This is a genomic window from Aeribacillus composti, assembly GCF_007827555.1.
Taxonomy (GTDB): domain Bacteria; phylum Bacillota; class Bacilli; order Bacillales; family Aeribacillaceae; genus Aeribacillus; species Aeribacillus composti.
Genome location: NZ_VISS01000005.1, coordinates 44,632 through 51,717, shown reverse-complemented (window position 1 = coordinate 51,717; position 7,086 = coordinate 44,632). Strand labels below are relative to the sequence as shown.

The window sequence follows — 7,086 nt, the reverse complement described above, 5'->3', positions numbered from 1 at the left end:
ATGCTTATTCATTGAAGCATCGCTCGTGGCTGAGGTTTTACCACTAAACTACACCCGCATACATTATTTCTTTTCTATCAAGACGAAAAACACGCACTTGCCATGCCTCTTCCTCTTCCAGCTTATTCGAGGAAGGAGATGCGTCGAGGCAACTCGATGCTTATTCATCGAAGCATCGCTCGTGGTAGCCGTAATGCAATGACGGGTTTTATTATAGCAAAGCGAAAATGACGGTGCAACGGAAAAATGTAAAAAAAACGACATTTTTTTATGTTTTTGTCGAAATTGTGAACAAAATAGATACCAAGCTGTCCATTTAACACCCTATACCACTGAAAAAAGCATTAAATCAACAGTTTTTCTTATTTTGTTCATATATTTACAAAGCTGGTGGTAAATGTCCGGCGTTTAAATGTAAACTCCGAAATCATGGCAAGCTTAGATAACAGTTAGATTGAACCCCTCAGTCATTCCTTCGCAAACTAAATTTATCAACCAACATAAAATACTAAGAGCTGAGAAGATTCCTATAAAATCAGAGTAAAGTTAAGACCAAATGATAACTATACCTCAAAAACTACACCATTTTGATTCATTGAAAAAATGTGATGAGCGCACTTATCCCATATCTTTTAACTTTCTATAGCACTTTCGTGACTACAGCTCCCATACCTTGCCCATTTCAGAGCTGTCAAGAATTTTTTCAAAGATAAATATACACTTATCCGGTGGATCAAAAATCTGCCTTTTTTATATTACTATAAACAACTTGCTCTTCTAAAAATTCAGCTGATGAATCGTTAAAAGAAAGTAAAAAATCGACGTTCAAAAACGCCGATTTTCACCTTATTTTTTCAACATTTCAAACACTTGCTCGACATCCTTATCTCCTCTGCCAGAGAGATTAACGATCACAATATCCTCCTTGCTTAGCTGCGGGGCAAGTTTCATCGCATATGCTACAGCATGTGAACTTTCAAGGGCAGGGATGATTCCTTCCAACTTAGATAATTGCTGAAAAGCTTCCAAAGCCTCTTTTCCAGACACCGTAACATATTCTGCCCGTCCGGTTTCCTTCAAATAGCTGTGCTCTGGACCAATTCCAGGATAATCAAGCCCTGCTGCAATAGAGTAAGTCGGCATTGGATCATTATTTTCGTCAAGCAAAGTTAAGCATTTAAATCCGTGAATAACAGCTGGAACACCTTTCGTAAGCGTTGGTGCCTCTTCCGGCTCCACTCCTATTAATCTTACGTTTGGTTCGTCCAGATAATGCGCAAAAGCTCCGATTGCATTGCTTCCTCCTCCTGCACAAGCAATCACTGCTGTTGGAAGCTTCCCTTCTTTTTCAAGAATCTGCTTTTTCGACTCTTCACTAATAACCGATTGAAAATGCTTGACAATTGTTGGATACGGATGCGGGCCGACAGCAGATCCAAGCAAGTAAAACGTGTTTTGGTAATTTTCCACATAATCAGCTAAAGCTGCATCCACCGCATCCTTCAAACGTCCTTGTCCTTTTTCAACCGGTACTACCTTTGCACCAAGCAGCTCCATCCGAAACACATTTAATGCCTGCCGCTCTGTATCGAGCTTGCCCATATAGATGGTGCATTCCATTCCAAACATCGCACACGCGGTTGCTGTTGCAACACCGTGCTGTCCAGCACCTGTTTCTGCAATGATTCTAGTAGCCCCCATCCGTTTGGCAAGCAAGATCTGTCCAATTGCATTATTGATTTTATGTGCTCCGGTATGATTTAAATCTTCACGTTTTAAATAAACTTTCGCGCCCCCGAGCGCTTCTGTGAAATTTTTCGCATATGTCAGCGGATTTTCTCTACCAACATATTCTCTTAAATAATATGCCAATTCTTCATTAAACGTTGAATCGTTTTTAAATTTTTCGAAATTCTCTTCCAGTATGTCCAATGCTCTTTGCAAATCCTTTGGAACAAAGCTTCCTCCAAATTGGCCAAAATAACCCTTCTCAACTGTTTGCTGACTCATCTTACTCATCTCCTCTAAGCTTTTATTCAATTATAGCAAAACATGTTCAAATCAAACACTTATTTTTAGAATTTCTGCCGCTTATTATTTTGCATAGTTTAGCTCCCAAACTACACCGAATTTATCGATTACCACACCATATTTTGAATTCCAAAAAGTATCTTGCAATTCCATTTTGACCTGTCCGTCTTTCGCTAATGTTGTAAAAATTGAATTTATTTCATCTTCTGACTCCAAATCCAATGTCAGCCATATATTGTTCCCCTTCGTCACCGGTGAGAAAACATCGGCAAAATAAAGTACACAGGATTCGTTAATATGCAGCTCGGCATGAATATATTTTCCTTCGTGGCCTTTAAACATTTCTTTTCCATCGGATGTCTCTACATTTTTAAGTTCTCCTCCAAATACTTGCTGATAATATTGCAACGCTTCCTTACAGTTATGCAAATAAATATGAGGGATTATTTTTTTCATCTTTTTTACCCGCCTTTGCCAGATTGTAGGGATAAACATTCTTCTCGTCCATTTTACCATAAGGGAATGACACCTTGTTTTTAAGAAGAGGAGTGCCTCCTGTTTCTGTGTAATGATTCAACATCGCATTTTCCTAGGGCCAAGCTACAATCTTTTTTGAAATAGAGCATTACTAGAAACAATTGAAATATTCTAAAATATAAAATGGAGTTAAAAAGCGCAGCGTGATGCAGGTTACCTGCTCCGAAATTGCTCTTCAAATTGGTAAACAAGAAACATCTTGTTATATTGTGTAATCTTTCTTAACGAGATACTTAGTAAAAAATTCAAATTATGTAAAAATCAATTTGGAGGACACACTCATGAAGAAGAATGACTACTTTCATTCGAAAAATTACACCGGGAATCATTTACATGTAGACAACTTTAAAGATGAATTTTCCCCTTTCATCGAAGGAATTGCCTGGGAAAGAACTGATGGCACAATGGATTTATTTTTTGATGATTTAAAAGAGGAAGAATTTCAACAATTATTTGTAAATAAAGAGCATTATTATGATAAATTTAAAGGTGGATTTATAGAAAATGTTCAAACAAATGAGGAAGCGTATGAAAAATTTCGTCAATGGGTGGATGAAGTACTGGAACCGTTTAGAAATGGCCAAAAATAAGCGAATGTTCCATTGAAATGCATTTTGCAAAATTCCCCCATATTTTTACTACAAATGAAAGAAGGGATCCTATCACATGAAAAAAGACAGTTGGAATGCAGCTTTGTATGATGCAAAACATTCATTTGTTTCCAAATTTGGAGAGCATTTGCTTGATCTGTTGGAGCCAAAAAAAGGTGAACGTATTCTTGACCTCGGCTGCGGTACGGGAGATTTAGCCTGGAAGCTTTACGAATTAGGAGTTGACGTCGTCGGAATTGATAAATCAGAAAATATGATTAATCAGGCTAAAGCAAAATACCCCGGTTTAACCTTTGAGGTGAAGGATGTTCTAAATCTTGGATACCGCAACGAGTTTGATGCCGTTTTCTCCAATGCAGTTCTTCACTGGATCAAGCCGCCAAAACAGGCGTTAATCAATATATACCAGGCCTTAAAGGAGAACGGCCGTTTTGTAGCGGAATTCGGCGGCAAAGGCAATGTCAAAACGATTACCGATGCCATCCGAAATGAATTCAATAAATTGGGCATGGAGGAATTAGCAGACCAATTTCCTTGGTATTTCCCGAGCATTGGTGAATATTCATCGTTGATGGAAGAAGTGGGGTTCCGTGTCGTGTTCGCCCAGCATTTTGACCGCCCAACGCCATTACATGGGGAAAATGGGGTAAAAAATTGGATAGAGATGTTCGCTGGCAGCCTGTTTAACAGTTTGACAAACGAAACAAAAAATCTTATCTTCACAAACGTGGAAAACAACTTGAAAAACGTCATATATAAAAATGGCATCTGGTTTGCCGATTATAAGCGAATTCGTGTCATCGGGATTAAAGAATAGCACGTAAAGAGGCGTCTCATATCTTCGCGAATTGTTGAATCTAAAAGAAAGTGAACAATATGTAACTTTCTCAAAAAAATTTTGGAAAAAGCTAAATCTCCAAGAGCTTAAAGTTGCTTCTTATTTTCTCTTGATTTATGCTCAAATTAAAGGCTATTAGAATAACAGCTAAGAGCCTCCATATATTGACAGAATATAAAAATGATGATAGCATAAAGCGAACTATTTCAATAAGATTTATATGTTTTTTAGAATCGTAGAAAGGAGCATAGTAGTAAATGAGCAAAGTTGTAATTATCAATGGAAGTCCGTTTCCATCATCAAGATTAAATGGATTAATCCAATATGCTGAACAGCAATTGCAGCAAAAAGGAATTGAGATTGATTACATTCAAGTAGCACAGCTGCCTGCGGAAGATTTAATCAAAGCTAAATTCGACAGCGAGGCGATTCTGAACGCCAACCAAAAAGTAGAACAAGCTGACGGAATTATCATCGCAAGCCCAGTGTATAAAGCAGCTTATACAGGCGTATTGAAAACATACCTTGACCTACTTCCGCAAAAAGGGCTTTTGGGTAAAACAATACTTCCGTTGTTTATTGGTGGCACATTGGCTCACCTTCTATCTATAGATTATGCGCTAAAACCAGTGTTATCCACAATGGGAGGCAGATATATTCTAGGAGGCGTTTATGCCGTTGATGCCTGGGTAACCAGAGAAGAAAATGAACAATACAGCTTGTCAGAAGAGCTAGTGCAAAGATTGGACGCAGCAGTAGAGGAATTTGCGAATGCTTTAAATGGACAAAAAGCATGATCAGCTCCTAATCGAAACTCAGAGGTTTTTTTGTTCGTTCTTGATTTCGCAAAATTGCCGCTAGTAAATTAAAAGCAGACTGCCCGTACGGTGCAATCTGCTTTTTTCATTATTATTGTTAATGAAAAATGAAAGCATTTTGAGTAAAATATTGAATTTTCCTTTATACAAGATGAAGATTAACGCCACTATTTTCCCATTTTTTGATTTCAATCTCACTTAATTCAGAGCCTATAATTACCGCATCAATTTGATTTGGACTGGCAACAGTATGCAAAGCAATCCTTCCTACTTTCGTATGATCCGTTACAACATAGACGCTCTTCGCAGCTTTTATCATAGAACGCTTCGTTGCAGCAATCTGTTCATCAAAATGAGTAAGGCCAAATTTGTGATGAAGGGCTGGCGTTCCGATGAATGCTTTGTCCACATGGAGATTGCCTAACACTTCATCAGCAATGAGTCCATTTAACATATAGCTTTCCGGATATAGCGTACCACCTGTTACAATAACTTTAATCCCATTTGAAAAACGCAACTTTGCCGCAACATTTATATCGTTTGTAATCACTGTTATGTTTTTTCTATCTAATATCGCTTCAGCAATATGAACGGTCGTTGTTCCTGAGTCTAGTATAATATTTTCGCCATCTTGTATAAACTGTGCAGCACGCATGCCAATTCTTCGTTTTTCCTCGAACTGAACGGTTTCCCGATCCTGAAAAGACGGCTCCGATTTTACTTTATCTTCCTCAATGACAACGCCGCCATGGGTCCTTCTCAATTTTCCCTCTGATTCTAATAGCGACAAATCTCTTCGAATCGTTGCCTCATGGACATGAAAATATACAGCCAATTCAGCCACAGTAGCAAATTTCTTTTCCTTTACGTATTCTACTATTTTTTTTTGCCTTTCAAGAGCTAACATAGTCGAACTTCCTAACAATTTAAATTTTTCTATTCTTATATTATTCTCTTTTCTTTAGGAATTCAATCGACTATGTTTTTTCAGATCTTGTTATTTCGTTTCTTCAGGCAATGTAATAAATTTGGTTAATATAGCGCTTACAAAATAAAGTATTGCCAGCACCCAAATAACTCCTGCATTTCCTATTGAACCAATTAACAGGCCAACGATAGCAGGACCAACAAAAACAGGCAAACCAGCGCCTAAATTTAGAACAGACATTGCAGCTCCTTTGTCCTCTTTCACCAACGAAGGTACTAAAGCAGACAACGGAACATATCCCGCTAACAATCCGCCCCATAAAATGGCTACTAAGCCAACGATCCAAATATTACCATTAAACCACTCTGGAAAATAATATATAGCTAAAGTAGTAACTCCGCAGCCAATACCGCCAAAATACATGATGGTATTGCGCCAGCCAATTTTATCCCCTATATATCCAAAAAATAGATTAAATAAAATATTGCTTGTAAAAATTGTCCCCCAAATAGCCAACCATGTAGATGTTGGAATTCCGTGTCCAGCAAGATAAGTAGGCAAAAAAACAGGAAATGCAAACTGCGCAGTAGTATTAATGACACGAACAATGCCGCCTAATAATACTTTCGGCTCTTCCTTGACAATTGTGACACCTTTTATTAGCTCATATAATTTTTCTTTTGCAGAACTTCCTTGATTTGGTTCTAATTTGTCTTTATTAACTATTAATGCGATTATCGCCCCTAATACGACCCAAAAGATTGATGACCACAACGTAGTATAGTGCCCAAATAATTTGATTGCAACTACGGAATAATAAGCCCCTAAAACATTTAAACCTCCTGTAAATACAAACCAAAACCAGCCGACAGCTGTTCCGAGACGCTCCTGATCGGCACGGTAAGCAATCCATACTAGGAAAGAGTATGCAAACAGCGGGTATCCCAAGCCCCTTAATGCATAAAACGGAACCATCCACCAAATATTCAAATTCGGCAGCCCACAACTCAAAAATCCAATTGTTCCCAGTATATAAAATAACACCCCTAGCCACATCGTTCTTTTTGTACCAAGCGCTTCAACTAATACTCCGGACAGCCACGAAGAAACAGCGACTGTCACCCCATAAGCCGAAAACAATAGGCTAGTTTGCTGAACTGTAAATCCTTGATCAATTAACCAAGGACTTAGCCAGCCAATTTCCAGTCCATCTCCCATCATGAAAATTAAAATCCCTAAATAACCCCATGCAATCGAAGAAGGTATACCTAATTTTTCAGTCCATTTCACTCCAGTTACTTGTGTCATTATTTTACACCCCTT

At 38.1% G+C, this 7,086-nt stretch carries 7 protein-coding genes; 3 read left to right on the top strand and 4 right to left on the bottom strand.

From position 1 onward, the window contains the following. Positions 1–846: 846 nt before the first annotated feature. Together trpB and FB379_RS03995 are read right to left on the bottom strand one after the other, a co-directional pair. Positions 847–2,010: a tryptophan synthase subunit beta gene (gene trpB / locus FB379_RS04000; protein WP_063387240.1), complete on the bottom strand. Its 1,164-nt coding sequence runs from the start codon at positions 2,008–2,010 to the stop codon at positions 847–849. A gap of 84 nt (positions 2,011–2,094) precedes the next feature. Further along, a complete protein-coding gene (locus FB379_RS03995) occupies positions 2,095–2,487 on the bottom strand; it encodes a VOC family protein (RefSeq protein ID WP_063387239.1) in 393 nt (130 codons plus the stop codon). A 362-nt stretch (positions 2,488–2,849) separates the two neighbouring features. On the opposite strand from FB379_RS03995, the gene FB379_RS03990 reads away from it, so the two are divergent. The 3 genes from FB379_RS03990 (at position 2,850) to ssuE (ending at position 4,814) form a co-directional block, all read left to right on the top strand. After that, on the top strand, positions 2,850–3,158 hold the full coding sequence (locus FB379_RS03990) for a hypothetical protein (RefSeq protein WP_063387238.1): 309 nt from the start codon (positions 2,850–2,852) through the stop codon (positions 3,156–3,158). A 76-nt stretch (positions 3,159–3,234) separates the two neighbouring features. After that, the gene (locus FB379_RS03985; protein ID WP_144597049.1) at positions 3,235–3,996 is read left to right on the top strand and encodes a class I SAM-dependent methyltransferase; all 762 of its coding nucleotides are present in this window, start codon (positions 3,235–3,237) and stop codon (positions 3,994–3,996) included. 278 nt (positions 3,997–4,274) lie between these two features. Further along, positions 4,275–4,814, top strand: a complete 540-nt coding sequence (ssuE, locus tag FB379_RS03980) for an NADPH-dependent FMN reductase (RefSeq protein ID WP_117016930.1) — start codon at positions 4,275–4,277, stop codon at positions 4,812–4,814. 163 nt (positions 4,815–4,977) lie between these two features. Here the strand turns inward: ssuE and FB379_RS03975 are convergent, their stop codons facing one another. Together FB379_RS03975 and FB379_RS03970 are read right to left on the bottom strand one after the other, a co-directional pair. After that, positions 4,978–5,742, bottom strand: a complete 765-nt coding sequence (locus FB379_RS03975) for a DeoR/GlpR family DNA-binding transcription regulator (protein ID WP_066250948.1) — start codon at positions 5,740–5,742, stop codon at positions 4,978–4,980. A 90-nt stretch (positions 5,743–5,832) separates the two neighbouring features. Continuing rightward, positions 5,833–7,071, bottom strand: a complete 1,239-nt coding sequence (locus FB379_RS03970) for an MFS transporter (protein ID WP_144597047.1) — start codon at positions 7,069–7,071, stop codon at positions 5,833–5,835. Between the last annotated feature and the right edge of the window lie 15 nt (positions 7,072–7,086).

Coding starts and splice junctions, on each gene's coding strand:
- FB379_RS03990 (WP_063387238.1), top strand. CDS start 2,850: ATGAAGAAGAATGACTACTTTCATTCGAAAAATTACACCGGGAATCAT.
- trpB (WP_063387240.1), bottom strand. CDS start 2,010: ATGAGTCAGCAAACAGTTGAGAAGGGTTATTTTGGCCAATTTGGAGGA.
- FB379_RS03975 (WP_066250948.1), bottom strand. CDS start 5,742: ATGTTAGCTCTTGAAAGGCAAAAAAAAATAGTAGAATACGTAAAGGAA.
- FB379_RS03995 (WP_063387239.1), bottom strand. CDS start 2,487: ATGAAAAAAATAATCCCTCATATTTATTTGCATAACTGTAAGGAAGCG.
- ssuE (WP_117016930.1), top strand. CDS start 4,275: ATGAGCAAAGTTGTAATTATCAATGGAAGTCCGTTTCCATCATCAAGA.
- FB379_RS03985 (WP_144597049.1), top strand. CDS start 3,235: ATGAAAAAAGACAGTTGGAATGCAGCTTTGTATGATGCAAAACATTCA.
- FB379_RS03970 (WP_144597047.1), bottom strand. CDS start 7,071: ATGACACAAGTAACTGGAGTGAAATGGACTGAAAAATTAGGTATACCT.